This window comes from Fulvimonas soli (assembly GCF_003148905.1).
Classification (GTDB): domain Bacteria; phylum Pseudomonadota; class Gammaproteobacteria; order Xanthomonadales; family Rhodanobacteraceae; genus Fulvimonas; species Fulvimonas soli.
On the sequence record NZ_QGHC01000002.1, the window covers coordinates 374,715 to 400,244 of the forward strand.

The 25,530-nt window shown below is 73.6% G+C and carries 24 protein-coding genes; 11 read left to right on the forward strand and 13 right to left on the reverse strand.

The window, feature by feature from the left end; translation table 11 throughout:
• Nucleotides 1-285: 285 nt before the first annotated feature.
• Nucleotides 286-498: a hypervirulence associated TUDOR domain-containing protein gene (locus C7456_RS03775; RefSeq protein WP_109722418.1), complete on the reverse strand. Its 213-nt coding sequence runs from the start codon at nucleotides 496-498 to the stop codon at nucleotides 286-288.
• Nucleotides 495-1,037, reverse strand: a complete 543-nt coding sequence (locus C7456_RS03780; RefSeq protein ID WP_109722419.1) for a DUF488 domain-containing protein — start codon at nucleotides 1,035-1,037, stop codon at nucleotides 495-497. Before C7456_RS03780 ends, C7456_RS03775 begins: the two co-directional genes overlap by 4 nt.
• Before the next feature lie 149 nt (nucleotides 1,038-1,186).
• Between C7456_RS03780 and C7456_RS03785 the strand changes: the two genes are divergently transcribed.
• The 3 genes from C7456_RS03785 to C7456_RS03795 all read left to right on the forward strand — a co-directional run bounded on the left by C7456_RS03785 (nucleotide 1,187) and on the right by C7456_RS03795 (nucleotide 4,499).
• Complete coding sequence (locus C7456_RS03785; protein WP_109722420.1) at nucleotides 1,187-2,194, forward strand: two-component system sensor histidine kinase NtrB; 1,008 nt, start codon at nucleotides 1,187-1,189, stop codon at nucleotides 2,192-2,194.
• Nucleotides 2,191-3,558, forward strand: a complete 1,368-nt coding sequence (gene ntrC, locus C7456_RS03790) for a nitrogen regulation protein NR(I) (RefSeq protein ID WP_109722421.1) — start codon at nucleotides 2,191-2,193, stop codon at nucleotides 3,556-3,558. Before C7456_RS03785 ends, ntrC begins: the two co-directional genes overlap by 4 nt.
• Before the next feature lie 482 nt (nucleotides 3,559-4,040).
• A complete protein-coding gene (locus tag C7456_RS03795; RefSeq protein WP_109722422.1) occupies nucleotides 4,041-4,499 on the forward strand; it encodes a GNAT family N-acetyltransferase in 459 nt (152 codons plus the stop codon).
• A 262-nt stretch (nucleotides 4,500-4,761) separates the two neighbouring features.
• Here the strand turns inward: C7456_RS03795 and C7456_RS03800 are convergent, their stop codons facing one another.
• Nucleotides 4,762-5,889: a hypothetical protein gene (locus C7456_RS03800; protein WP_109722423.1), complete on the reverse strand. Its 1,128-nt coding sequence runs from the start codon at nucleotides 5,887-5,889 to the stop codon at nucleotides 4,762-4,764.
• A 120-nt stretch (nucleotides 5,890-6,009) separates the two neighbouring features.
• Between C7456_RS03800 and C7456_RS03805 the strand changes: the two genes are divergently transcribed.
• Both C7456_RS03805 and C7456_RS03810 read left to right on the forward strand, forming a co-directional pair.
• Nucleotides 6,010-7,293, forward strand: coding sequence for an acetyl-CoA C-acetyltransferase (locus tag C7456_RS03805; protein ID WP_109722424.1), 1,284 nt, complete (start codon nucleotides 6,010-6,012; stop codon nucleotides 7,291-7,293).
• 35 nt (nucleotides 7,294-7,328) lie between these two features.
• Nucleotides 7,329-7,907 (forward strand): energy transducer TonB, encoded by a 579-nt coding sequence (locus C7456_RS03810; protein ID WP_109722425.1) that lies wholly within the window; start codon nucleotides 7,329-7,331, stop codon nucleotides 7,905-7,907.
• A gap of 226 nt (nucleotides 7,908-8,133) precedes the next feature.
• On the opposite strand, the gene C7456_RS03815 is transcribed toward C7456_RS03810, so the two are convergent.
• The 5 genes from C7456_RS03815 to C7456_RS03835 form a co-directional block, all read right to left on the reverse strand.
• Nucleotides 8,134-10,014 carry a phospholipase D-like domain-containing protein gene (locus tag C7456_RS03815; RefSeq protein WP_109722473.1) on the reverse strand — a complete coding sequence of 627 codons (1,881 nt, stop codon included), beginning with the start codon at nucleotides 10,012-10,014 and terminating at the stop codon, nucleotides 8,134-8,136.
• 35 nt (nucleotides 10,015-10,049) lie between these two features.
• Complete coding sequence (locus C7456_RS03820; RefSeq protein ID WP_245889756.1) at nucleotides 10,050-10,610, reverse strand: YceI family protein; 561 nt, start codon at nucleotides 10,608-10,610, stop codon at nucleotides 10,050-10,052.
• The gene (locus C7456_RS03825) at nucleotides 10,607-11,080 is read right to left on the reverse strand and encodes a SixA phosphatase family protein (protein ID WP_109722426.1); all 474 of its coding nucleotides are present in this window, start codon (nucleotides 11,078-11,080) and stop codon (nucleotides 10,607-10,609) included. The genes C7456_RS03820 and C7456_RS03825 overlap by 4 nt, the downstream gene beginning before the upstream one ends.
• A gap of 28 nt (nucleotides 11,081-11,108) precedes the next feature.
• Nucleotides 11,109-11,741, reverse strand: coding sequence for a ParA family protein (locus tag C7456_RS03830; RefSeq protein ID WP_109722427.1), 633 nt, complete (start codon nucleotides 11,739-11,741; stop codon nucleotides 11,109-11,111).
• Nucleotides 11,742-11,814: 73 nt separating this feature from the next.
• A complete protein-coding gene (locus tag C7456_RS03835; RefSeq protein ID WP_109722428.1) occupies nucleotides 11,815-12,831 on the reverse strand; it encodes a hypothetical protein in 1,017 nt (338 codons plus the stop codon).
• 192 nt (nucleotides 12,832-13,023) lie between these two features.
• Between C7456_RS03835 and C7456_RS03840 the strand changes: the two genes are divergently transcribed.
• Complete coding sequence (locus C7456_RS03840; RefSeq protein WP_109722429.1) at nucleotides 13,024-13,206, forward strand: antitermination protein NusB; 183 nt, start codon at nucleotides 13,024-13,026, stop codon at nucleotides 13,204-13,206.
• A 59-nt stretch (nucleotides 13,207-13,265) separates the two neighbouring features.
• On the opposite strand, the gene speE is transcribed toward C7456_RS03840, so the two are convergent.
• Entirely contained in the window at nucleotides 13,266-14,120 is an 855-nt protein-coding gene (gene speE, locus C7456_RS03845; protein ID WP_109722430.1) for a polyamine aminopropyltransferase, read from the reverse strand.
• A 257-nt stretch (nucleotides 14,121-14,377) separates the two neighbouring features.
• Between speE and speA the strand changes: the two genes are divergently transcribed.
• From speA to C7456_RS03860, 3 genes are all read left to right on the forward strand, one after another.
• Nucleotides 14,378-16,267 (forward strand): biosynthetic arginine decarboxylase, encoded by a 1,890-nt coding sequence (speA, locus tag C7456_RS03850; RefSeq protein WP_109722431.1) that lies wholly within the window; start codon nucleotides 14,378-14,380, stop codon nucleotides 16,265-16,267.
• Nucleotides 16,268-17,022: 755 nt separating this feature from the next.
• Nucleotides 17,023-17,808 carry a 3-hydroxybutyrate dehydrogenase gene (locus C7456_RS03855; protein ID WP_109722432.1) on the forward strand — a complete coding sequence of 262 codons (786 nt, stop codon included), beginning with the start codon at nucleotides 17,023-17,025 and terminating at the stop codon, nucleotides 17,806-17,808.
• Between the two features lie 2 nt (nucleotides 17,809-17,810).
• A complete protein-coding gene (locus C7456_RS03860; protein ID WP_109722433.1) occupies nucleotides 17,811-18,992 on the forward strand; it encodes a DUF3734 domain-containing protein in 1,182 nt (393 codons plus the stop codon).
• 94 nt (nucleotides 18,993-19,086) lie between these two features.
• On the opposite strand, the gene C7456_RS03865 is transcribed toward C7456_RS03860, so the two are convergent.
• From C7456_RS03865 to radC, 4 genes are all read right to left on the reverse strand, one after another.
• The gene (locus tag C7456_RS03865; RefSeq protein WP_109722434.1) at nucleotides 19,087-19,845 is read right to left on the reverse strand and encodes an SDR family NAD(P)-dependent oxidoreductase; all 759 of its coding nucleotides are present in this window, start codon (nucleotides 19,843-19,845) and stop codon (nucleotides 19,087-19,089) included.
• 126 nt (nucleotides 19,846-19,971) lie between these two features.
• Nucleotides 19,972-20,679, reverse strand: coding sequence for an SPOR domain-containing protein (locus C7456_RS03870; RefSeq protein ID WP_109722435.1), 708 nt, complete (start codon nucleotides 20,677-20,679; stop codon nucleotides 19,972-19,974).
• Complete coding sequence (gene argS, locus C7456_RS03875) at nucleotides 20,680-22,371, reverse strand: arginine--tRNA ligase (RefSeq protein ID WP_109722436.1); 1,692 nt, start codon at nucleotides 22,369-22,371, stop codon at nucleotides 20,680-20,682. It lies immediately after the preceding gene.
• 709 nt (nucleotides 22,372-23,080) lie between these two features.
• Nucleotides 23,081-23,752: a RadC family protein gene (gene radC, locus C7456_RS03880; protein ID WP_109722437.1), complete on the reverse strand. Its 672-nt coding sequence runs from the start codon at nucleotides 23,750-23,752 to the stop codon at nucleotides 23,081-23,083.
• Nucleotides 23,753-23,849: 97 nt separating this feature from the next.
• Here radC and coaBC point away from each other — a divergent pair, with 97 nt between their 5' ends.
• On the forward strand, nucleotides 23,850-25,055 hold the full coding sequence (coaBC, locus tag C7456_RS03885) for a bifunctional phosphopantothenoylcysteine decarboxylase/phosphopantothenate--cysteine ligase CoaBC (RefSeq protein WP_109722438.1): 1,206 nt from the start codon (nucleotides 23,850-23,852) through the stop codon (nucleotides 25,053-25,055).
• Nucleotides 25,052-25,522, forward strand: coding sequence for a dUTP diphosphatase (gene dut / locus C7456_RS03890; protein ID WP_109722439.1), 471 nt, complete (start codon nucleotides 25,052-25,054; stop codon nucleotides 25,520-25,522). Before coaBC ends, dut begins: the two co-directional genes overlap by 4 nt.
• Nucleotides 25,523-25,530 lie beyond the last annotated feature (8 nt).

Consider the following 25,530-nt stretch of genomic DNA (forward strand, 5'->3'; position numbering starts at 1 on the left):
CGGAAGTGGGGCGCTGTCCGGGCCTCGCGGCCGGAGGCCGCTCCCACCGGGGCCTCGCAAGCCTTGTGGGAGCGGCCCCCCGGCCGCGATCGATCCGGGCGCGACCGCCAACGGCCGAGCGTCGCCTCCACACCTGCTCGCGCCTTGTCCCGCCGACCTTCCCCGGCGGCTCTTCCCCGGAAGATTCCGAACAGGCTCCAAGGCGAAGGCGCCGGACGCACGGGCAGGTTCGTCCGGCTGGCCGCGGGCATCGCAAACGGGACGCCGGCGGGCCGGCGCGCCGGATCAGCGCACGCGGACCAGCGCCGAACCCTTGTGCACGGCAACGTGGTCGGTGCGGTCGCTGCGGATCTCGTACTGCGGGTCGTCGGGGCTGCAGTGGCGGGTGTAACCCTTCCAGTCGAAGTCGCGGGTATGCACGCGCACGATGCGCCCGCTGACCTGGCCGGCCTCGGAGTTCCAGCGCACGTGGTCGCCGACCTTGAAGCGCTCGCTCATAGCAGGGCTCCTTGTGGTGGGGGATACAGGATGCCTTCCGCCGTCGGCTGCGCGCCCGGCGTGAGCGCGGCCGGCTCCACCTTGCCGGGCCCGAGGATGTGCAGCACCTGGCGGCCGTCGGCCAGCAGGTAGTCGGCGATGATGCGCCGGTGGCAGCGCCACCACACCGCCTCGGCGCACATCAGCGCGCAGCGCTGCGTGCGCGCCAGCGCCTCCAGCTCGCGCAGGCCCGCGCGGAACGGCGCGGTCAGCGCGTAGCCGGCATAGGCGCGGAAGCCGGCGTTCTCCCACAGCGCATTGCGCGCGTCGCCGGGAGCGGCCTTGCGCCGCCCGCCGAGCGCGGCCAGGTGGCAATAGCCGATGCCCGCCGCCGCCAGCGCCTCCCGCAGCGCCTCGCCGTCGTACTGCGGCATCGCGCGCGAGCCGGGGAAGCGGCGCACGTCGACCACGCAGTCGATCCGCGACGCCCGCAGCAGCGCGAGGAAATCCGCGAAGGGCCGGTTGGAATGGCCGATGGTGAAGACGGTATCGCCGGACATCCGCACAGTGTGCCCGCGGCCGCGTCGAGGCGGCGACAGCGGCGGCGGGTGCGGCGGAGCAGCCTTGCCGACAGGTCGCAAGCGCCGGCCTCCACGGAAGCCCGCACGTAACGGTTGCACCACGCTGGGGCAGTGGCCATGATGGTGCAATGAACGAAGCCAGCTGGCGCGCGTGGGCGGAACAGATGGCGACCGGGCTGGGGCTGGTCGACGCCGGGCTGCGCCTGGCCTGGATCAACCCGGCGCTGGCCGAGTGGCTGGGGCTGGGGCCGCGCAGCGCGGTCGGGCTGCCGCTGGCCGCGCTGCTGCCGGAGCCGTCGGTGGGCGTGCAGGCGGCGCAGCTGCTGCGCGAGCGGCGCGTGGTGCGCTGGCGCGACCTCGCGCTGGCCGCGGCGGACGGCCGCGAGCTGCGCGTGGACGTGGCGCTGCAGGGCATGGACGAAGGCACGCTGCTGCTCGAGGTGCACGCGCTGGCCGACGCGCGCGCGGCGGCCTCGCCGCTGTCGGCCACCCTGCGCGGCTTCGCGCACGAGGTGAAGAACCCGCTGGCCGGCCTGCGCGGCGCCGCGCAGCTGCTGCAGCGGCGCGCCAACGAGGCGGAGCTCAGGCGCCTGGCCGGGCTGGTGATCGACGAGGCCGACCGCCTCGCCGCGCTGGCCAACCGCCTGCTGCGCCACGAGGGCGCGCCGCGGCTGGCCGGGCTGAACATCCACGCGGTGCTGGAGCGGCTGGACGCGCTGCTGGCCGCCGAGCCCGCGCCGCCGCGGTTGCGCCACGACTACGACCCGAGCATCCCCGACATCCAGGGCGACGCCGACCGCCTGCTGCAGCTGCTGCTCAACCTCGCGCGCAATGCGATCGAGGCCGGCGCGCGCACGCTCGCGTTCCGCACGCGCGTGGAGCACGGCGTGCGGCTGGGCGAGCGCGCGCTGCGCAGCGCGCTGCGCGTGGAGGTGATCGACGACGGCCCCGGCGTGCCGGCCGCGCTGCGCGAGACGCTGTTCGAGCCGCTGGTGTCCGGCCGCGCCGACGGCACCGGCCTGGGCCTGGCGCTGGCGCGCGAGATCGCGCGCGAGCACGGCGGCGAGCTGCGCCACCTGCCGCGCGCCGGCGAGACCGTGTTCGCCCTGTACCTGCCGCTGGAGCGCCTGCCATGACCGACGCCATCTGGATCGCCGACGACGACCGCGCGGTGCGCTACGTGCTGGCCGAGGCGCTGCGCGAGGCGGGCCTGGCGGTGCGCGAGTTCGGCAGTGCCGCCGCGGTGCGTGCGGCGCTGGCCGAAGGCCGCCCGGCGCTGCTGCTCACCGACGTGCGCATGCCCGGCGAGGACGGCCTGGCGCTGCTCGCCGAGCTGAAGGCGCGCGGCGTCGGCCCGGTGATCGTGATGAGCGCCTACACCGACGTGGCCACCACCGCGGCGGCCTACCGCGCCGGCGCGGCGGACTACCTGGCCAAGCCGTTCGACCTCGACCAGGCGGTGGCCGCGGTGCGGCGCGCGCTGCACGACGCGCCGTCCGCCGAGGCGCCGGCGCCGGCGCCCGGCCATGCGCTGCTCGGCGAGAGCGCGCCGATGCGCGAGGTGTTCCGCCTGATCGGCCGCGTGGCGGCCAGCGACCTCAACGTGCTGGTCACCGGCGAGACCGGCACCGGCAAGGAGCTGGTGGCGCGCGCGCTGCACGAGGAGAGCGCGCGGCGCGACCGGCCGTTCGTCGCGCTCAACACCGCGGCGATCCCCAGCGAGCTGCTGGAGAGCGAGCTGTTCGGCCACGAGGCCGGCGCGTTCACCGGCGCCACCCGCCGCGTCGCCGGCCGCTTCGAGCAGGCCGAGGGCGGCACGCTGTTCCTCGACGAGATCGGCGACATGCCGCTGGCCTTGCAGACGCGCCTGCTGCGCGTGCTGTCCGGCGGCGAGTTCTACCGCGTGGGCGGGCGCGAGCTGATCCGCGGCAACGTGCGGATCATCGCCGCCACCCACCAGGACCTCGACGCGCGGGTGGCCGCCGGGCAGTTCCGCGCCGACCTCAAGCACCGCCTCGACGTGGTGCGCATCGAGCTGCCGCCGCTGCGCGCGCGGCGCGCCGACATCCCGCTGCTGGCGCGGCACTTCCTCGCCGCCGCCGCGCACGAGCTGAAGCTGCCGCCCAAGCGCTTCTCGCGCGCGGCGCTGAGGGCGCTGGAGCAGCGCGAGTTCCCCGGCAACGTGCGCGAGCTGGAGAACCTGTGCCGGCGGCTGGCGGTGATCGCGCCGGGCGCGGAGATCCAGCCGGCCGACCTCGGCGCCGCGCCGGGCGCGCCGCGCCCGCGGGGCTGGACCGGCGCGCTGCGCGAGTGGGCCGCGCAGGCGCTGGCCGCGGGCGAGGCCGACATCCACGCGCGCGCCCGCGAGGCGCTGGACCAGACCCTGCTCGAGGCCGCGCTGGAGGCGCACGGCGGCCACCGCCAGCACGCCGCCGCCGCGCTGGGCGTGGGGCGCAACACGCTCACCCGCAAGCTTGGTGCCTCACGCAAGCGGCGCTAGGGATTTTTCGATTCCGGTTGCGCTTTTCGCTCGTCGTTCCGGTGCGTGCTCATCGTCATTCCGGCGCCGGCAGGGTGAGCGTGTTGGGCGAGGAACGTCTGCGAAGCGGGCGGCCTTGAAGGAGCGTGCGCGTCGAGTCGTCCGGCGAGATACGCCGGGCAGAGCGCGCAAAAACCGATTTCGCCTGCCGCGCAGGGTCCATTCGACTGGATTCCGGCTCGCGCCGGAATGACGGTGAGGGAGACCCGGCGAATGGGCAAGCGGGATAGGCTTGTTCGTAGCGGCGTTGAACCCGCCGGGAGCCGGGTCGCGGGCAAGCAGGGTGCCATGATGCGGCGATGGAAATTTGCCGCCATGGACGCTGCGGTCGAGGATGGTCGATAACCGCGCCGCGCCAAGGGGACCATGGTGTCGACCCGGTTTCTTTCACCATGGCGCACTCGCCCGATACGCTTGCTGTCTCCGAACGGAAACCGATCCGCATGAGCGCCCTCCAGATCCGCCCCGCCACCCGCGCCGACCTGCCCGCGCTGGTCGACTGGAACGCCGCAATGGCGCGGGAGACCGAAGGCAAGACGCTCGACCGCGCCGTGCTGGCGCGCGGCGTCGCGGCGGTGTTCGACGAGCCGCGGCGCGGCTTCTACCTGGTCGCCGAGCGCGCCGGCGCGGCGGTGGGCGGCCTGCTGGTCACCTACGAGTGGAGCGACTGGCGCTGCGGCGACTTCTGGTGGATCCAGAGCGTGTACGTGGAACCGGCGGCGCGCCGCGGCGGCGTGTTCCGCGCGCTGTATGCCGAGGTCGAGCGCCGCGCCCGCGCCGCCGGCGCGGCGGGCCTGCGGCTGTACGTGGAGACGGAGAACCGGCGCGCCCAGGCCACCTACGAGGGGCTGGGCATGGCGCGCTGCCACTACTTCATGTACGAGCGTTCGCCGTTGGGGTGAGCGGGTGGCCTTCCGTGCGGGATTTCCATGCCGCGCTCCGGCCGGACCCTCATCCGCCCTTCGGGCACCCTCTCCGGGAGGGAGAAGGAAAAAAAGCGCGAGGCGCGGTCGTTGCACAAGGCTCGATCATCGCGCGAGGCTCGATCACGAATCCCTCTCCCTGCGGGAGAGGGTGCCGGCAGGCGGGTGAGGGTCCGGCCGAAGCGAAGCGTCGGCCGCATGGACCAAGTCCCGCCTGCCGCCTGCACGCCGCCCTTCAGGCTCAGTGCACCACCGGCCCCGGCGCCGCCAGCCGGCCGCGCTCGTCCAGCACCACCTGGCCCAGCGCGTGCAGCTCGGCGTCGGCACCGTAGCGTCCGGCGAGCAGGGCGAGCAGCCCGCCCAGCGCGCGCGGATCGAGCGGGTAGGCGTGCGCCAGCGCGCGCGGGCGGCCCTCGGCGCCGGATTGCGCCACGGTGATCGCCACGATGCCCAGGCCCGCCGCCTCGTGCGCGTACAGCCGCGGCGTCGCGCCGGCGGCGGGTTCGGCCAGCGTTTCCAGCAGGGCGCCGTCGACGGCGGGCGCGTCGCCGTCCAGCCGCAGCGCCAGCCCGTGCGCGCCGAGCAGCGCGGCGTACTGGCGCAGCTCGAACACCGCGCCGGCGAAGTCGTGGCGCCGCTGTGCGGCGTCGCCGCCCTGCGCGGCCAGCCACTGTGCGGGCGACTGCACGCTCACCGCGCCGTCGGCGTAGCGCAGCGCCAGGCCGCGCGCGCTCACGGTGTCCTCCGGCCGCCAGGGCGTGAGCAGCGCGGCCTCCAGCACGGTCCACAGCGGCGCGAGGTTGACGTGCTCGTACTGCACGCAGGTGAGCGCGAGCAGGTCGTTGCGGCTCAAGTAGCGCGCGTGCTCCAGCCGCACGCCGAGCGTGCGCATCAGCCAGTCGGCAGTGCGCGCGCCGGCCTCGCCGCGGCCGACCAGCTCGATCTCCAGCTGCCCGGCCAGCTCGCCGGCCAGCGGCTCGGGCGCGAGCAGCGAGAGCGGCAGCAGGCGCATCGGGCCTTCCGCGTAGGCCGGCTCCGGTTCCAGCGGCTGCGCGGGCATGCGGCCCTCGTGGCTGCCGAAGGCGACCACGTTCTCCAGCTGGCCGCGCGGCACGCGGCGGGCCAGCTCGTCCAGCGTGGCCCACACCGGGAAGCCCGGGCGCAGCAGTTCCACCGTGTCGAACAGCGCGCCGGCCAGCGCCAGCCGGCCCTGCGCCAGTCGCGGCAGCAGCGCCTGCAGGTCGGCGGCGACCAGCGCGGCCAGCTCGGCCGCCTCGTCGCGGCCGAGCGTGCGCCGGGACGGCGTCGCGCCGGGCGACAGCTCCAGCGCCAGCACGACGGGCAGGGCGACGGACGATTGCGCTTCCACGGGCGACGAATCCGAACGGCAGGAAACTGCGGATTCTAGCACCCGCCCCCGCAGGCTTTCGCCGCCCGGCGCCGCGCGCTAGCCTTGGCGGAATCGAGGCTGGCCGGACTTTTCCTGGACATGGACAACACGCAAAAGCGCGTCGGCGTGATCGGCGGGGTGCGCATCCCGTTCTGTCGCAGCAACACCGCCTACGCGGACGTCGGCAACTTCGGCATGTCGGTGAAGGTGCTGGGCAGCCTGGTCGAGCGCTTCGGCCTGCACGGCGTGGAGCTGGGCGAGGTGGCGATGGGCGCGGTGCTCAAGCACTCCTCGGACTGGAACATCGCGCGCGAGGCGGTGCTCTCCTCGGGCCTGGCGCCCACCACGCCGGGCATCACCACCGCGCGCGCCTGCGGCACCTCGCTGGACAACGCCATCATCATCGCCAACAAGATCGCCGCCGGGCAGATCGAGGCGGGCATCGCCGGCGGCTCGGACACCACCAGCGACGTGCCGATCGTGTTCAGCCCGCGCCTGCGCAAGCGCCTCCTGGCGATCAACCGCGCCAAGGGCTGGCAGGACAAGCTGGCCGCCGCCACGCGCGGCTTCTCGCTGCGCGAGCTCAGGCCCTCCTTCCCCGGCGTGGCCGAGCCGCGCACCGGCATGTCGATGGGCGAGCACTGCGAGAAGATGGCCAAGGAATGGCACATCAGCCGCGAGGCGCAGGACCGCCTGGCGCTGGAGAGCCACCGCAAGCTCGCCGCCGCCTACGACGCCGGCTTCTTCGACGACCTGGTGGTGCCGTTCCGCGGCCTGAAGCGCGACGGCTTCCTGCGCCCGGACACCTCGATGGAGAAGCTGGCGGCGCTCAAGCCGGCGTTCGACAGGATCTCCGGCTTCGGCACGCTCACCGCGGGCAACTCCACCGGCCTGTCCGACGGCGCCGCCGCGGTGCTGCTGGCCAGCGAGGCGTGGGCCGCCGCGCGCGGGCTGAAGGTGCAGGCCTGGGTGCGCGACGCCGAGGTGGCCGCGGTGGACTTCGTGCACGGCGAGGGCCTGCTGATGGCGCCCACCGTGGCGGTGCCGCGCATGCTCGACCGCCACGGCCTCAGCCTGCGGGACTTCGACTTCTACGAGATCCACGAGGCCTTCGCCGCGCAGGTGCTGTGCACGCTGCGCGCGTGGGAGAGCCCCGAGTACTGCAAGAACCGCCTGGGCCGCGATGCGCCGCTCGGCGCCATCGATCCGGCCAGGCTCAACGTCAACGGCTCCTCGCTGGCGGTGGGCCACCCGTTCGCCGCCACCGGCGCGCGCATCGTCGCCACGCTGGCCAAGCTGCTGGAGCAGAAGGGCTCGGGCCGCGGCCTGATCTCGATCTGCACCGCCGGCGGCATGGGCGTGACGATGATCCTGGAGCGCTGACCGTCCGGACGTCCGGACGGCCATACGGAACGATCGTGCTGCGACTGCGCACCACCGCCTCCCTGAGCCTGCTCGCGCTGGCCGTCGGCGTGGCCGGCACGCAGTGGCTCAGCGGCCTGACCGCCGGCTGGGCCGGGCCGCCGCGGCGCGTCGCCGCCGCGACCGCGATGGCACCGCTGCCGCACGCGGCCGCTCGTGCTTCTTCGATGGCGCCCGCGCACCGCCACGGGCCGCGGCCCGCGTCGCCGCGGCCCGCGCCGCCGCGCGTCGTCGGCGCCGTCGACGAGACCGTGGCCGCCGCGGCCACTCTGCCGCCGGCCGAACCCGCCGCGCCGCCGCTGGTGCCGCTCGACACGCCCGCCGTGCCGGAACCCTACGCGGCGCTGCGCGGCCACCTGGACGGCCGCGTGGTGCTGCATCTGGCGGTGGACGGCGCCGGCCGCGTGGCCGCCGCGGCGGTGAGCCGTTCCAGCGGCGATCCGGTGCTCGACGCGCACGCGCTGGACACGGTGCGCGGCTGGCGCTTCGCGGTGCCGGCCGACCGCCCGCAGGGCCTGGAGGGCGAGCTGCCGATGCGCTTCTCCAGCGACGCCGCGCTGGCGCGGGCGCCCTGAGAGCCTGTTCACGATCTTGCCGTGCCCTGCGCCGGCGCGCACCGGCGTGGCATGGCGGGTGCATCGCGGCCGGAGGCCGCTCCCACAGGGGGCCTCGCCAGCTTGGTGGGAGCGGCCTGCGGCCGCGATGCCGGACCACCGACGGCTCCGCCGCGGAGCGCGGCAAGATCGTGGGCAGGCGCTGCGCGAACCGCCGCGGCGACGACGAGTCCGAAGCCCCGCGCCGCTACAGGATGCCCTGGATGCCCACGCCGAAGGCGGTGAACAGGCGCGTGTAGATCAGCTTGGGCGAGATGGCGACGTCGGGGAAGTCGCCCACCGGCTCGTAGCAGCTGTAGAAGGCCGGGTCGTCCGGCCGCATCGGCGTGCAGCCGGCCTTGAGCTCGTAGCTGGTGGCGTAGCGGAACGGCCAGAAGTCGAACAGCGGCAGCCGCGCGGAGACGTCGCCGATCGCCTGGCTGATCGGGCTGAGCACCGGCACCTTCTGCCGCGGCGCGATCACCCAGGCGTTGTCCGGCGTGGTGTCGCGCAGGATCGCCTCGCGCAGCTGGTCGGCGAAGCGGCTGTCGTACACGATCACGCCCGCCTCGGTGTTGTAGTGGTCCGAGCGCGGGTCGAAGTTGTGCGAGCCGATCATGGCGAAGCTGCTGTCCACCACGAAGGACTTGGCGTGCAGGCCGAAGCGGCGGCCCTGGCTGTGCAGCGGCGCCGGGCGGTTGCTGCTGCCGCGGCTGCCGAGCAGGCTGGTCTGCTCGGGCTTGATGTAGCGGCGCCGGCCGCCGGCCGCCGGCGCCGCGGCCGGCGCTTCCTCGCCGTCCTCCAGGCTGGCCCAGGCGTTGTCGTCGGTGGGGCCGCTGGCGTGCGGCTTCAGCTCGTAGATCTCGAAGCCGAGCTTCTTGAGGTAGCGCTTGCGGTGCTTGTAGGTGATCGCGTAGACGGCGAAGTCGTCGGTGGAGGCCAGCGAGTTGGTCGACACCACGATGCGCGGCGGCGGCGTCTGCCGGTGCAGCGCGCGGAAGATCCGGGTGGCGCGCTTGCTCATCACCAGGTACGGCGTCTGCAGCACCACTTCCTGCCTGGCCGCGGCGACCAGCTGCATCACCCGGCGGGTGAGCTCGCGCGCGGCGTGCTCGTGCGGCTCCTCGGTCTTGCCGGGCAGGTCGCTGAAGAACTCCACGTCGCCGGTGCGCAGGCTGTCGTCGAGCACGTACATGCGCAGCCACTCGTCGTCGCCGGCCTCCTGCTGCACGCGCCAGACCCGTTCCGGGTGCGCGTAGGCGGGCGCGGGCCAGCCCGGCGCCTGCGGGTGCGCGAGCAGGTGGCGGTTGACGTCGCGCAGGTGGGTCAGCGGCACGCTGCGCGGGTGGTTCCAGAACAGCGCGAAGGAGTCGGCCATCGCCTGCGCGGCCGGGCCGCCGACCAGCACGTCGCGGTCGACGTAGTCGAACTCGTCGTCCCAGTCGTAGTAGCGGTTCTGGTAGTTGCGCCCGCCGGTGATGCCGATGCGGTCGTCCACCACCAGCACCTTGTTGTGCATGCGCTGGTTGAAGCGCAGGAAGCAGCAGGCGATGCCGGCGGCCCAGCCCAGCGGCGAGATCTGCGCCTTGTCGAAGGTGGGGTTGTACAGCCGCACCTCCAGGTCGGGGCTGACCCGCGCCAGGCGGTCGAGCAGGGCGAGGTCGCCGAAGGCGGAGAGCTGGTCGACCAGGATGCGCACGCGCACGCCGCGCCAGGCCGCCTGCACCAGCTCGTCGAGCACCAGCAGGCCGGCGTCGTCGTGGTCCCAGATGTAGGTCTGCACGTCGATCGTGCGGCGCGCCGCGCGGATCAGGTTGAGCCGCGCGGCCAGCGCCGGCTCGCTCGCGCCCAGCATCGCCACCACGTGCTGCGGGTGGCCGGGGCGCGAGGCCGCCACCGCCTCGTCGGCGGCCGCGAGCAGCGGCGAGGCGATCGCGCAGTGGTCGGGCCGCGCGCAGGTGCTGCGGGTGTCCATGCTGGCGGCGACCACCGCGTCGGCGCGGCGGATCTGCGCGCGGCTGAGCGTGCAGCCCTGCAGCAGCAGGGCGAGCAGCAGGAGCGGCAGCAGGGCGGGGCACGGGCGATGCATGCCGTGCATCTTAAATTAGTGTTGCGCGGATGCCGTCAAGGCGCCGGCGCCAGCGTCACGCTGAGGCCCAGCTTCACCTCGTCCGACAGCGTGGCGCGGTGGGCGGTCATGCCGAACTCGCTGCGCGAGACGCTGCCCTGCACTTCCAGCTGGCAGGGCCGCACGCCCGGCTGCGGGCAGGCCGCGGGGCGCAGCTCGAAGCGCACCGGGCGGGTCACGCCGCGCAGGGTCAGCAGGCCGTCCAGCTCGCCGCCCTCGGCCAGGGCGCGCAGCGGCACCGGGGCCGAGGCGAAGCGGATGGCCGGGTAGTGCGCGGCGTCGAAGAACGCCTCGGCCAGCGCGAAGCGGCGCATCCAGGCCGCCTCCATCACCACGCTGTCCACCGCGATGCTGGCGTCCACGCTGGCGGTGCCGTCCGGACGCAGCCGCACCTGGCCGGCGATGCCGGTGAAGCGGCCGCTGGCGGTGCGCAGCCACAGCAGGCGCACGCTGAACTGCGCGTGCGAGCGGTCCGGGTCGATGCGGTAGTCGCTGGCCCCGGCCGGCCGCCACGCGGCTCCCAGCGCGGCGAGCAGCAGGGCCAGCCGCCAGCTCACGGCGACCAGAAGGCGTCCAGCCGGGCGCCGCCCGGTTCCAGCGCGCCGCCCAGGTGCAGCACCGCCAGGCCCGCCGGCGGCATGCCGCGGAACTCGTCCGAGCGGCCTTCCACCATCAGCGCCACCAGCCGCTCCACCCCGGGGTTGTGGCCGACCAGCAGCACGGTGCCGGCGTCGGCGTGCAGGTCGAGCAGGGCGAGCAGCTCGCCGGGGGTGGCGTCGTAGATCTCCTCGGCCAGCTGCGCGGCCAGCGGCTGCGCGGCGGCGGCCAGCGCCAGCTCGGCGGTCTGCCGGGTGCGCGCGGCCGGCGAGCACAGCACGCGGTCGATGCGCAGGCCGTGGCCGTGCAGCCAGCGGCCGGCGGCCTCGGCCTCCTGCCGGCCGCGCGCGCTGAGCGGCCGGGCGCGGTCCCCGTCGCCGGCGGTGGCGGGCAGCGCTTCGGCGTGGCGCAGCAGGATCAGCTCGTGCATGGCGGAGCTCCAGGTGGGGCGGCGGGCGTCAGCGCTGGCGCTTGATCCAGCGCAGCAGCGGCAGCCAGTCCTGCTGCTGGTTGCGCACCTGCTCGGAGTGGTAGTCGAAGATGCCCTTGCCCAGCGCGGTGAGCAGCACGTAGGCCTGGCTGTCGCGCAGCTGCGCCACCACCGGGAACGGCGCCTGCTCGGCGAGCCGGGCCAGCGCGTCCTGGCTGGCGTGGGTCCACGGCTTGAGGCGGTTGCCGACCAGCGCCACCGGCAGCTTGCCGCGCTTGATCCGGCCGAGCTCGCGGAGCCCGGCGAGGAAGCCCAGCGTGGCGTGCAGGTCGAACGAGGAGGGCAGCACCGGCACCAGCAGCACGTCGGCCTGCTCGACGAAGGGCTCCAGCTCGCGCTCGCCGGAGCCGGCGGCGGTGTCGATCAGCACCCGCTCGGTGTCGTCCGGCAGCTTCTGCAGCGCCTTGCGGCCGCCCTCCAGGCCGAGCACGCCCGGCACGTTGTCGGGCCGCAGGCCGGCCCAGCGGTAGCTGGAGCCCTGGCGGTCGGCGTCGACGATCGCCGTGCGCTTGCCCTGCTGCGACCAGTGCGAGGCCAGCTGGGTCACCAGCGTGCTCTTGCCGCATCCCCCCTTGCTGCTTGCCACCAGTACCGTGAGCATCCGGTCACCCCCGCCGCGAAAGGTGGCCCAAGCCTAGCGGGGGACGGCGGAACAGGGAACAGGCGGCGCGGCCCTACTTGTCCTGCGCCGCCGCCTGCGGCTCCCAGTCGGCCGGCGGCTCGGTGGGGATGCCGCGGTCGCGCAGCGCCGCCAGCACCAGGCTCATCTCGGTGCCGCCGCTGCGCGCCAGCGCCAGCAGGTGCTGCGCCAGCGCGGGCTCGGCGGGCGCGCGGGCGGACAGGCCGGCGAAGTTCTGCACCTGCCAGACCAGGTCGCGGCGGGCGCGCTTGGCGTCCTCCTGGCGGGCGGGATCGTCGTCGAGCGTCTCGCGCAGGTGCAGGCCGAGCGAGCGCGCCAGCGGGCTGGAGCCCCATTCGAGCAGCTTGCCCAGCTTGAGGCAGTCGGCCTTCACGCCGGCGTCGCCGGCGCCTTCCTCGCACAGCTTGGCCGCGGCCTGCAGGCCCGGCTGCGGCTGCGTGCCGGCCAGGCCGAACACCAGCACGGCCTGGGTGCCGGCGGGGCCGCCCTGCGGGCCCAGCGCGGCCGGCGGGGGCGGCAGCAGGGTGACGTTGCTGGCCAGCGCCTGCAGGCTGGCGCCGGTGTAGTCGTCGTAGAGCTTGGCGGCGGCGGCCCTGGCCAGGTCGGCGCGGGCCTCGTCCTTTTTCATGTCGCGCAGGTCCAGGCCGAGCTTGAGCAGCCACACCGCGGCGTTGTCGGGGGCCTCCTGCACCAGCGCGGCGAGCGCCGCGGCGTTCGGGCAGGCGTCGGCGCGCTCGTCGCAGTCGGCCAGGCGCACCCAGTCCACCGCCGGGCCGTGGTCGGAGGCCGCCGCGGCGCGGCCGATCAGGGCGTGGAAGTCGCTGAGCCTGGGCGGGTCCGGCAGCGGCCGCGCGAGCAGGGCGGCCGCGAGCAGCGGCATCGCGTCGGCGCGCGGCGCCAGCACGCTGACCAGGTCGCGCTGGAAGGCGAGCCGGGCCTGGGTGCGCGCCGCGTCGGCCTTGCGCGCGGCGGCCTGGTCGGTGGCGTGGACGGGCTGGGCCGCGGACAGTGCGCAGGCCAGGCCGAGGGCGAGATACCGCAATCCGCGCATGACGATCTCCTTGCGCCAAAGCGGCCAGCATACGGGACATGGATTAAGCGCACCTGATCCGCCGCGCGCGCGGGTGTCGCCGCGCGCCCATGCTTGTTAGCATGGCCGCTCGAACGAGACGCGCGTCGGCAGGAGCCCTGCGTCGATCGACCCGCAACCGCCACGGGGAGAGATGTAGTGGATCAGTTTTCGATGATGGCCGCGCACGGCGCGCCATGGTTCGCCGGCTGGGGCACGCTGGCGCTGGTCAACGCCGGGCTGGCGCAGGGCAAGAACCGCAGCGGGCTGGGCTGGTTCCTGCTGTCGCTGCTGCTGGGGCCGCTGGCCACGCTGCTGCTGGTGCTGCTGCCGAAGGTGCGCGACAGGATGTTTTGAGTGAGGGGTGAGAGGCGAGGGTGCATGATCGTGCGCCCTCGCTACTCGACCCTCATGCCTCAGCCCTCGCCCAGCGCCTCGCGCATGAACTCCGGCAGGGCCAGCGCGCCCTTGTGCACCTCGGCGTTGTAGTAGCGGGTCGGGAAGCCCTTGCTGAGCGCGCCGCGCTCGCGGAAGCCGGACAGGTCGCCGCCCTTGCGCGCCATCGTGCAGCTCCACCAGCCGGTGGGGTAGCACGGCTGCGGGAACGGCAGCGTCTTCACCGCGGAGAAGCCCGCGGTGCGCATCGCCGAGCGCATCGACTTGATCAGCTCCAGGTGCGCCAGCGGCGACTCGCTCTGCTGCACCAGGATGCCGCCGTGGCGCAGCGCCTTGAAGCAGCTGGAATAGAACGCCGCGTTGAACAGGCCCTCGGCGGGGCCCACCGGGTCGGTGGAGTCCACGATCACCAGGTCCAGCGACTCCGGCTCGGCTTCGGCCATGTACTTGATGCCGTCGATGAACAGCAGCTCGGCGCGCGGGTCGCCGTTGGACTCGCACAGCTCCGGGAAGTACTGCTCGGCCAGGCGGGTGACGCGCTCGTCGATCTCCACCTGCACCGCGCTCTCGACCTCCTCGTGCTTGAGCACCTCGCGCAGCGTGCCGCAGTCGCCGCCGCCGATGATCACCACCCGCTTGGCGCGCGCGTGGGTGAACAGCGCCGGGTGGGTCATCATCTCGTGGTAGAGGAAGTTGTCGCGGCTGGTCAGCATCACGCAGCCGTCGATCACCATCAGGTTGCCCCAGTCGGTGGTCTGGTAGATCTCGATGGTCTGGAACGGGGTCTTCTCCGCGTGCAGCAGTTTCTCCACGCGGTAGCCGATGGAGGAGCCGGAGGCCTGGTGGGCTTCGGTGAACCAGCTGAGCTGCGACATGGCGGTGGGGGTCCTGGCGGTGCGGTGGTGAAGACAAACAGCTGGGCATTGTAGCGGGAACCGCCGCCGCCTGCCGCCGTCCTTGACCGCGCATTGTCGCAACGGCCCATTACAATGCGCCCTCGGCCGCGCCGCCCCGGCGCGGCCGCCAGCTCCCCCGGCCCCGCGGCGTGCGAGGCTTCCGGCCGGCGGGCAGGCTGTTCGTCAAGGCTCGCCGCTGCGACGACATCGTCCGTTTGCACAAGGAGATACCGTCCATGGCGAGTTCCTGGAACCTCGACGCCGCCCGCCACACCTACGCGATGGCGCACTGGGGCGACGGCTACGTCGACGTCAACCAGGCCGGCGAGATCGCGATGCGCCCGCGCGGCGCGCGCGGCCCGGCGCTGCCGCTGCCGGCCATCGTCGAGCGCGCGCGCGCCGAGGGGCTGCGGCTGCCGCTGCTGGTGCGCTTCCCCGACATCCTCGCCGACCGCCTGGCGCGCCTCCAGGGCGCCTTCGCCAGGGCGATCGGCGAGTGGAACTACGCGGGCGGCTATACGGCCATCTATCCGATCAAGGTGAACCAGCAGCGCGGCGTGGTGGCCGAGCTGGTCGCCGCCGGCACCGAGGGCTTCGGCCTGGAGGCCGGCTCCAAGCCCGAGCTGATGGCGGTACTGGCGATGGCGCGGCCCGGCTCGATCGTGATCTGCAACGGCTACAAGGACCGCGAGTACGTGCGCCTGGCGCTGATCGGCTTGAAGCTCGGCCTGCGCGTGCACATCGTGATCGAGAAGCTGTCCGAGCTCGACCACGTGTTCGCCGAGGCGAAGGCGCTGGACGTGGAGCCGCTGCTCGGCGTGCGCGTGCGCCTGGCCTCGATCGGCGCCGGCAAGTGGCAGAACACCGGCGGCGACAAGGGCAAGTTCGGCCTCTCGCCCGCGCAGGTGCTCACCCTGGTCGAGCGGCTGGACCGGGCCGGCCTCAAGCACGCGCTGCGGCTGCAGCACTTCCACATGGGTTCGCAGATCTCCAACGTGCGCGACATCGCCAACGGCATGCGCGAGGCCACGCGCTACTTCGTGGAGCTGACCCGGCTGGGCGTGCCGCTGGAGACCGTCGACGTCGGCGGCGGTCTGGGCGTGGACTACGAGGGCTCGCGCTCGCGCAGCCACAACTCGATCAACTACTCGCTGGAGCAGTACGCGGCGACCATCGTGCAGTCGCTGGCCGAAGCCGTGGAAGCGGAGGGATTGAAGGCGCCGCACATCCTCACCGAGGCCGGCCGCGCGATGACCGCGCACCACGCCGTGCTGGTGGTCAACGTGAGCGAGGTGGAGCCGGTGCCGGCCGGCAGCATTCCCGCGCCGCGCGCCGACGAGCCGGCGGTGCTGCGCCACCTGCGCGAGGTGCACGCCGAGCTGGACGTGCGCCCGCCGCTGGAGCTGTACCACGAGGCGCAGCACCACCTGGCCGAGGGCCAGGCGCTGTACGCGCTGGGCCAGCTCGCGCTGGCCGACCGCGCGCGGCTGGACGAGCTCTACTACGCCATCGCCAACGCGGTGCGCGCGCGCCTCACGCCCGCCGAGCGCGCGCACCGGCAGGCGCTGGACGAGCTGGACGAGAAGCTGGTGGACAAGTACTTCGTCAACTTCTCGGTGTTCGAGTCGGTGCCGGATGTGTGGGCGATCGAGCAGATCTTCCCGATCGCGCCGATCGCGCGGCTGCACGAGGAACCCACCCGGCGCGGCGTGCTGGTCGACCTCACCTGCGACTCCGACGGCCGCATCGACCACTACGTCGACGCCGAGGGCGTGGACGTGAGCCTGCCGCTGCACGCGCTGCGCGAGGGCGAGAGCTACCGCCTGGGCATCTTCATGGTCGGCGCCTACCAGGAGACCCTGGGCGACATCCACAACCTGTTCGGCGACACCGACGCGGTGAACGTGCGCGTGGACGGCGACGGCTTCGCCTTCGCGCACACCCGCCGCGGCGACACCACCGACCTGATGCTCGACTACGTGGGCTACGACCTCGCCGCGCTGCGCGCGCGCTACCGCGAGCGCATCGCCGCCGCGGGCATCGCGGGCGAGGCGGCGGAGCAGCTGTACCGCACGCTCGACGGCGGCCTGACCGCGTACACCTACCTCGCCGACGACGGGAAGTGACGGGCCCATCCTCCCGATGCAGCCCGTGGCCGGCCGGAACGGCCCTGCCTGTCCGCAGCCATGCGTGGCATGCGCCGTGCCCGCGCTTTGCTCGTCATTCCGGCGCAGGCCGGAATCCAGTGACGGTATGGCCTGGGCAGGCGTAATCGCTACTGGATCCCGGCCTGCGCCGGGACGACGGCGAGGAAAGGCGGGGCGTAAGCGAAAATGCGGCCGTTGTGGTGATGCCGGAGCGAGCGAGGCGCGGCAAGCCGCGACACCCATCCCTGGCCTCGGTTGACGGCGACGGCGCGGAGTGGCCGGAGGTCCAACGGGAGGAGCCACGCCTGCTCCAAGGTGCCTCGAGCGTCAAGGCCCGTAGGGTCGGCGGGTCTCACTGGCCGTTTCTCTTGGCTGCTTCTCTTTGGGCCAGCAAAAGCCCGCCGCAGGCGAGCAACCTGGCCGCCAAGGCTGGCTAAGCGCAGGGCTTGAACATCGGATATTGCAGCCCGCGTGGCGTCGTCCGGGCCGATTGCAGACGAGCCGGATCGGCGCCACTTCCCGCGACAGCAGGCGGCGGCCCTGGCCCGCGACCGCCGGGCACAGGACGAACCTCAGCTCGTCCAGCAACCCGGCGACCGGCAGGGCCCGCCGCCGCGCCATGCCGCCCGGGGCGCCGACACGGGCCGCGCCGCCGCCCCCTTGCCCCAAAGCCTGATGGCGCCGTCACATCCGGCGCCTACAATGCGGGTCTCCCCACGCACGGAGTTCCCTCCATGAGCAGTCTCGACGGCAAGGCCGCCCTGATCACCGGCGCGGCCAGCGGCATCGGCAAGGCGATCGCGGAGCTGTACGCCAGGCACGGCGCCAAGGTGGCGATCTGCGACATCAACCAGCAGGCGGCGGACGCCACCGCGGCGGAAATCGTCAAGGCCGGCGGCCAGGCCGTCGGCATCGCCATGGACGTCACCGACGAGGCCGCGGTGAACGCCGGCACCGACAAGGTGGTGGAGACCTTCGGCGCGCTGGACATCCTGATCTCCAACGCCGGCGTGCAGATCATCAACCCGATCGACCAGTTCGCCTTCGCCGACTGGAAGAAGATGCTGGCGATCCACCTCGACGGCGGCTTCCTCACCACCAAGGCCGCGCTCAAGCACATGTACCGGGGCGACCGCGGCGGCATCGTGATCTACATGGGCTCGGTGCACTCGCACGAGGCGTCCAAGCTCAAGGCGCCCTACGTCACCGCCAAGCACGGCCTGCTCGGCCTGGCGCGCACGCTGGCGAAGGAGGGCGCCGCGCACAACGTGCGCGCGCACGTGATCTGCCCCGGCTTCGTGCGCACGCCGCTGGTGGAGAAGCAGATCCCCGAGCAGGCCAAGGAGCTGGGCATCAGCGAGGACGAGGTGGTGAAGAACGTGATGCTGAAGGACACGGTCGACGGCGTGTTCACCACGGTGGAGGACATCGCGCAGACCGCGCTGTACCTGGCCACCTTCCCGTCCGCCGCGCTGACCGGGCAGAGCATCGTGGTCAGCCACGGCTGGTACATGCAGTAGCGATGGCGGCCCGTGCGCAGAAGAGAGCGCGGCCGTCGCTGGCCGCGCGGGTGGCGCGCGACTACCGCCTGCTGGCGCTGGTGCTGCAGGGCGGCGGCGCGCTCGGCGCCTACCAGGCCGGCGTGTACGAGGGCCTGGAGGCCGAGGGGCTGGCCCCGCACTGGGTCGCCGGCATCTCGATCGGCGCGCTCAACGCCGCGATCATCGCGGGCAACCCGCCCGGGCGCCGGGTGCAGCGGCTGCGCGAGTTCTGGGAGACGGTGTGCCGCTCGCCGCTGTGGCCGTCGCCGCCGTCGCTGCCCTGGCTGGACGGCATCGACTGGCCCACGGCGGTGCGCACCGGCCTGAGCGGCGTGGCGGCCTGGCGCGCGCTGACCGAGGGGCAGGCCGGCTTCTTCACCCCGCGCGTGCCCTCGCCGCTGCTGCAGCCCCACGGCGCGCCGGACACCGCCAGCTGGTACGACACCGCGCCGCTGCGCGCCACGCTGGAGCGGCTGGCCGACTTCGAGCGGATCAACGACGCCCGCGCGATGCGCGTCTCGGTGGGCGCGGTGAACGTGCGCAGCGGCAACTTCGTCTACTTCGACAACACCAGGGAACGCCTGCGGCCGGAGCACTTCATGGCCTCCGGCGCGCTGCCGCCGGGCTTCCCGGCGGTGGAGATCGACGGCGAGTTCTACTGGGACGGCGGGCTGGTCTCCAACACGCCGCTGTACCGCGTGCTCACCGAGCAGGCGCACCGCAACGCGCTGGTGTTCCAGGTCGACCTGTGGCCGGCCCGCGGCGAGCTGCCGCGCGACATGGGCAGCGTGGCCGAGCGGGCGAAGGAGATCCAGTTCTCCAGTCGCACCCGCCTGGTCACCGAGTACATGCACCGCTGCCACCGCCAGCAGCGCCTGCTGCACGACCTGATGGCGCTGGTGCCGGCGGCGCGGCGCGGCGACCCGGCCTACCGCCGCGCCGAGCACGAGGCCAGCGGTGCGCTGACCAACCTGGTGCACCTGATCTACCGCGACCAGCCCTACGAGGGGCACTACAAGGACTACGAGTTCAGCGAGGCGAGCATGCGCCAGCACTGGAAGAGCGGCCTGGCGGACATGCGCCACACGCTGGCGCACCACGAATGGCTGGCGCTGCCCACGCGGGAGCATCCGTTCGTGACCCACGACGTGCACCGCACCTGACCGTTTTCCTGCGCTTGCGGCAGCGCCCTCTCCCCTCCGGGGAGAGGGCCGGGGTGAGGGGCCGGACTCGCGGCAAGCCGTGCTGCTCGTGTCCTCAGGGTCGTTCCCGATACACCTGCAACCCCGCCGCCGACTGGCTCACCGGCATGATCTCGATGCGGTTGACGTTGAGGTGCGGCGGCAGGTTGGCGATCCACCAGATCGTGCCGGCGATGTCCGCGGCGGTGATCGGGTGCGCGCCGGCGTAGAGCCGGTCGGAGGCGGCCTGGTCGCCGCCGGTGCGCACCAGGGTGAACTCGGTCTCGGCCATGCCCGGCTCCACCGAGGTCACGCGCACGCCGGTGCCGTGCAGGTCGGTGCGCAGGCCCAGCGAGAACTGCGCGACGAAGGCCTTGGTGCCGCCGTACACGTTGCCGCCCAGGTAGGGGTAGCTGCCGGCGATCGAGCCGAGGTTGACGATCGCGCCGCGCCGCTCGATCAGCGCGGGCAGCAGCAGGCGGGTCATCGTCACCAGCGCGGTGACGTTGGTGTCGATCATCTGCTTCCACTGCGCCAGGCTCGCCTGCTGCGCCGGCGCGGTGCCCAGCGCCAGGCCCGCGTTGTTGACCAGCAGGTCGATGCCGGCGAACTCCGCCGGCAGGCCGGCGACCGCGGCGCGCGTCGCCGCCTCGTCGCGGATGTCGAAGGCCAGCGCGTGCACGCGCTCGCGGCCGTGCGCGTCCACCAGCTGCTGCAGGCGCTCGGCGCGCCGGCCGCTGGCGATCACCCGCCAGCCACCTTCCACGAAGCGTTCCACGGTGGCGGCGCCGAACCCGGAGGTGGCGCCGGTGATCCAGGCGGTCTTGATGGTCATGCGGTGCAGTCTAGCCGGCGGCCGTTTCCCGGCGAAGCCCGCGAATGCGCGTTCCGCGCGAGGGGACCGCGCGGCGGCCCGTTGCGCGCCCGTCGCGGGCCGGGCCGGCCGCGAAAAGCGCGCGGCTTACCGCCCTTCCTTCAGCGCGATCGCGTTGATGCCCGCCGAGGCCAGCCGCTGCTTGGTCGCCTCCAGCTCGGTGGCCGAGCGGAACGGCCCCAGGCGCACGCGGTGGTAGATCTGGCCGCCCACGTTCACCGCCTGCACGTTGGCGACGAAGCCCTGCAGGGCGAGCTTGGCCTTCAGCGTCTCGGCGTCGCCGGGGTTGGGGAAGGCGCCGACCTGCAGCAGGTAGCCGCCGCCGGCCGCCGGCGGCGTCACCGCGGCGGCGGGCGCGGCGGTGACGTTCTCGCTGACCGCGCGCGGCGCGTTCGGCGGCGGGTTGGCCGCGGCCTGCGCGGCCTGCTGCGCCGCCTGCGCCTGCTGCTGGGCGGCCAGCTGCTTCTGCTGCTGCTCGGCGCGCGCCTGCGCGCTGATCTGCTCGTCGGGGATGCGCACCTCGCGCTCGGACAGCACCGAGTAGAAATCGTACTGCGGCTTCTTCGGCGCGCTGGCGGTGGCGGTCGGCTCCAGGCCGGCGTCGCCGCCGCGCTGGGCGGTGGCCTGCGGGTTGGGCTGCGGGCCGGTCGGCGCCATCGGCAGCAGCGACTTGCGCAGCAGCACGGCCACCACCAGGGCGCCGATCAGGATGCCGACGAGGATACCGGCCCAGCCGGGAAACCCGCCGCTGCGGTTGCGCACGGCCTGCCGGCCCTTGCCCTTGCGTGCTGCCATTTACATCTTCTCCGGGGCGCTCAGGCCCAGCAGATCCAGCCCGTTGCGGATGACCTGGCGCGTGGCGACGGCGAGCGTGACGCGCGCGTCGCGCAGTCCGGCGTCGTCCACGATCCACTTGTGCTCGTGATAGTAGCTGTGCAGCGCGCCGGCGAGCTCGCGCAGGTATTGCGCGATCAGGTGCGGTTCCAGATTCGCGGCGGCCGCCTCGACCACCTCCGGGTAGCGCGACAGCTCGGTGAGCAGGGCCTGCTCGTGCGCGCTGTCCAGCCGCGCGAGCCGGGCGGCGCCGGCCTGCAGGTCCACCGGCGGCAGGCCGCGCTCGGCCAGCTCCTCCAGCACGCGGCAGACGCGGGCGTGCGCGTACTGGATGTAGTACACCGGGTTGTCGTTGCTCTGCGAGCGCGCCAGGTCGATGTCGAACACCAGCTGCGAGTCGGCCTTGCGCGCGATCAGGAAGTAGCGCGTGGCGTCGCGGCCGGCCTCGTCGATCAGGTCGCGCAGGGTGACGTAGGAGCCGGCGCGCTTGGAGATCTTCACCTCCTCGCCGCCGCGCATCACCGTCACCATCTGGTGCAGCACGTACTCGGGCCAGCCCTTGGGGATGCCGCAGTCCAGCGCCTGCAGGCCGGCGCGCACGCGCGCCAGCGAGCCGTGGTGGTCCGAGCCCAGCTCGGTGATCGCGCGCTCGTAGCCGCGCAGCCACTTGGAGCGGTGGTAGGCGACGTCCGGCACGAAGTAGGTGTAGCTGCCGTCGGACTTGCGCATCACGCGGTCCTTGTCGTCGCCGAAGTCGGTGGTGCGCAGCCACAGCGCGCCGCCTTCCTCGTAGGTGTGGCCGTGGGCGACCAGCTCGCGCACGGTCTCCTCCACCTTGCCGCTGCTGTACAGCGAGGACTCCAGGAAGTACACGTCGAAGGCGACGCCGAAGGCCTTGAGGTCGAGGTCCTGCTCGCGGCGCAGGTAGGCCACGGCGAACTGGCGGATCGCCTCGAGGTCGTCCGGGTCCCTCGCGCCGGTGACCACGTGGCCTTCCACCTCCACGCTGTCGCCGGCCAGGTAGGCCTTGGCCACGTCGGCGATGTAGTCGCCGCGGTAGCCGTCCTCCGGCCAGCCGGCGTCGCCCGGTGCCAGCCCGCGCGCGCGCGCCTGGGTGGACACGGCCAGGTTGTGGATCTGCACGCCGGCGTCGTTGTAGTAGAACTCGCGCTTGACGTTCCAGCCGGTGGCCGCGAGCAGGCGGCTGAGGCAGTCGCCGATCGCCGCGGCGCGGCCGTGACCCACGTGCAGCGGGCCGGTCGGGTTGGCCGAGACGAACTCCACCCCCGCGGTGCGGCCGCCGCCGCTCGCGTTGCGACCGTAGCCGTCGCCCTGGTCGAGGATGCGCTGCACCTCGGCGTGGTAGGCGCCGGGGGCGAGGAAGAAGTTGACGAAGCCCGGCCCGGCGATCTCGACGCGCTCCACCAGCGCGTTGGCCGGCAGCGCCGCCACCAGCTTCTCCGCCAGCTCGCGCGGCTTGGCGCGCGCCGGCTTGGCCAGCAGCATCGCCGCGTTGGTGGCGAAGTCGCCGTGCTCGCGGCTGCGCGCGCGCTCCACCACGAAGCCGGGCAGGTCGAGGTCGGCGGGCAGGACGGCATCCTGCTGCAGGGTGCGGATGGCCGCGAGGACGAGGTCGCGCAGCTGTTCTTTCACGGGGCGGGGTCTGACGGCAATGGAACCGCCAATCCTAGCAGAGCGCCGCCGGCGGGCGGCCGCCCGCCATGCCCCGCCCGCGGACCGGCGCCCAGGCTGCTGCGGCGCGGGAGCCAGCCTGTGGATAAGTTTGTGGGGAAAATGGCAGCGGCGGCCGGCGAGGCGGGCGCGACGGCCTTTTGACGCCCGTTCGTCCCAAAAAAATCCTTTGGATAAAAAGGCTTGGATCAAACTTGTGGTGCGGCATGGGAGATTTTTCCGCCAAGCGGGCCTTCCGCCGCTTTGTGCATAAGTCCGGCCGGCGCATCGAGGTGGCTCCGGGTCATGCCCCTGTCATGTCGCGTTGCGACACTGCGCGGGTGTCCACCGGGGTCCTCCCGCCGGTGCGACACCGGAGCCGTGTCCCACCCTCCCCGGGGCGACGGCCGGACGGCGCGGCTCCCCACCGCGCCGTTTTTTTTGCGCGGCGGCCTAGAGCCTGTTCGCGCGCCTCCCGTACCCGCAGGGAGCTGACTGCGCGTGGGCCAAGGAAGCGCGAAGGAGTGGACGCCGGTCCGCGACGCGGCGCGGCATGGAGGAAGCAGGGCGAGGGTCCGGGCATCGCGGCCGGAGACCGCTCCCACCAGGCTTGCGAGGCTCCCTGTGGGAGCGGCTTCCGGCCGCGATCGACCTGCCCGGCGCTCTTCCCCGGAAGATTTTGAGCAGACCCCTACAGCAGGCCGCGGGCGGCCATCGAGACCGGCTCGCCGGCACCGATCACCAGGTGGTCCAGCACGCGCACGCCCACCAGCTGCAGCGCGTCGCGCAGCTCGCGGGTGATCGCGCGGTCGGCGGCGCTGGGCTCGGCGACGCCGCTGGGGTGGTTGTGCGCGAAGATCACCGCGCAGGCATTGTGCCGCAGGCAGGCGCGCACCACCTCGCGCGGGTGCACGCTGGCGCCGTCCACGGTGCCGCGGAACAGCTCCTCGAAGGCCAGCACGCGGTGGCGGTTGTCCAGGTACAGGCAGCCGAACACCTCGTAGGGCAGGTGGCGCAGCCGCGCGCGGAGGAAGTCGGCGCTGTCGCGCGGGCTGCTCAGGCTCGGGCGCCGCTCCAGCTGTTCGGCGAGGCTGCGCCGCGCCAGCTCCAGCGCGGCGGCGAGGCGGGCGCGCTTGGCCGGCCCCAGGCCGGCGACGCGGATGTCCTGCTCGGTGCGCCCGAGCAGGGAGGCCAGGCCGCCGCTCGACAGCAGCAGCTCGCGGCCCAGCGCGATGGCGTCCTTGCCGCGCACGCCGCTGCCCAGCAGCACGGCCAGCAGCTCGGCGTCGGACAGCGTGGTGCTGCCGTGCGCCAGCAGCTTCTCGCGGGGGCGTTCCCTCTCCGGCCAGTGACGGATGCTCATCCCTCCAGCTTGCCCGGCGGGGGTGTGACGGCGGCAGCGGGAAACGCGGACGAATCCGGTAAGCTACGGACGATCCACCGTCAGCGCCGACTTACACATGAGCCTAGCCAACCGCCGCATCCTGCTCGGCGTGTCGGGCGGCATTGCCGCCTACAAGTCCTGCGAGCTGGTTCGCCGCCTGCGCGAGCAGGGCGCCGAGGTGCGCGTGGTGATGACCGAGGGCGCCACCCACTTCGTCGGCACGGCGACCTTCCAGGCATTGTCCGGCCAGCCGGTGCGGGTGAGCCTGTGGGACGAGTCGGCCGAGGCGGCGATGGGCCACATCGAGCTGGCGCGCTGGGCCGAGCGCATCCTGGTCGCGCCCGCCAGCGCCGACGTGATCGCGCGGCTGGCCCACGGCCACGCCGACGACCTGCTCACCACGCTGTGCCTGGCCAGCGCCGCGCCGCTGTACCTGGCGCCGGCGATGAACCAGCAGATGTGGGCGCACCCGGCGGTGCAGGCCAACCTGGCCGCGCTGCGCGAGCGCGGCGTGCGCATGCTGGGCCCGGCGGCGGGCGAGCAGGCCTGCGGCGACGTGGGCTCCGGCCGCATGCTGGAGCCGCACGAGCTGCGCGACGCGCTGGCCGCCTCCTTCGGCGGCGGCGCGCTGGCCGGGCTGAAGGTGGTGGTCAGCGCCGGCCCCACCTACGAGGACATCGACCCGGTGCGCTTCATCGGCAACCGCAGCTCGGGGAGGATGGGCTTCGCGGTGGCCGAGGCGGCCGCCGCGGCCGGCGCCGCGGTGACCCTGGTGGCCGGCCCGGTGAGCCTGCCCACGCCGGCCGGCGTGGCGCGCCGCGTCGACGTGCGCAGCGCCGCGCAGATGCAGGCGGCGGTGCTGGAGGCCGCGCGCGACGCGCAGATCTACGTCGGCGCGGCGGCGGTCGGCGACTACCGGCCGCAGCAGGTGGCCGAGCGCAAGCTCAAGAAGCAGGCCGGCGCCGACCTGGTGCTGCAGCTGGCGGAGAACCCGGACATCCTGGCCACGCTGGCGGCGCAGCCGGCGCCGCCGTTCCTGGTCGGCTTCGCCGCCGAGACGCACGAGGTGGCCGCGTACGCGCAGGACAAGCTGCGCCGCAAGAAGCTGGACATGATCGCCGCCAACGAGGTCGGCGGGGGCCGCGGCTTCGAGGCCGGCGACAACGCGCTCACCCTGTACTGGCCGGACGGCTCGCTGGAGCTGGCGCGCACCTCCAAGGCGGCGCTGGCGCGGCGGCTGGTCGAGCAGGTCGCGGCGCGCTACCGGGCGGTGCGCGGATGAGCGGCGCGCCGTCGATCGAGGTGGAACTGAAGATCCTCGACCCGCGCCTGGGCGCGGAGATTCCCCTGCCCGCGCCGGCCACCGCCGGCAGCGCCGGCATGGACCTGCGCGCCGCGCTGCACGAGCCGCTGACCCTGGCGCCGGGCGACAGCGCGCTGGTGCCGAGCGGGCTGGCGCTGCACATCGGCGACCCGGGCTGGTGCGCGCTGGTCGTGCCGCGCTCGGGCCTGGGCCACAGGCAGGGGCTGGTGATGGGCAACCTGGTCGGCGTGATCGACGCCGACTACCAGGGGCCGCTGCTGATTTCCTGCTGGAACCGCGGCCGCGAGCCGGTCACCATCGCGCCGGGCGACCGCATCGCCCAGCTGCTGCTGGTGCCGGTGGCGCAGCCGCGGCTGAAGCTGGTGGACGAGTTTGCGCCCTCGCAGCGGGGCGGGGGCGGTTTCGGATCGACAGGCCTGCGTTGAGCCTCCGG